Annotated in this window: 1 protein-coding gene; it reads right to left on the minus strand. The window is 64.9% G+C overall.

Annotation, left to right across the window (positions count from 1 at the left end; all coding sequences use genetic code 11):
* A partial coding sequence (locus SB751_RS29830; RefSeq protein WP_410749002.1) for a DUF2957 domain-containing protein occupies positions 1–279 on the minus strand: 279 nt, incomplete at both ends.

The following is a 279-nucleotide window of genomic DNA, read 5'->3' on the forward strand; positions in this document are numbered from 1 at the left end:
GTCGTTCGATCCGTCCGCGTTCTTGCGCAGCGTCCACGGCGAGCCGGTGGTCTGGCAGGAGTAGTCGCTGTTCGGCGTGATCGTGCAGGAGCCGTCCGCATTGAGCGTCTGGTTCCAGTTCACGACGTCCGGCTCCCAGCCGACCGGGCCGGCCGTGCTCTGCGCGTTGCCGCCGAGCGGCGACAGATGGATGCCCACCTCGTTGTAGTTGCCCGCGACTTTCGCGAAATCGGTCTCGGTGTCGGTGAAGCCGATGAACGGATAGAAGTCGAACGTACG

It is taken from the genome of Cupriavidus sp. SIMBA_020 (assembly GCF_046535395.1).
GTDB lineage: Bacteria > Pseudomonadota > Gammaproteobacteria > Burkholderiales > Burkholderiaceae > Cupriavidus > Cupriavidus campinensis.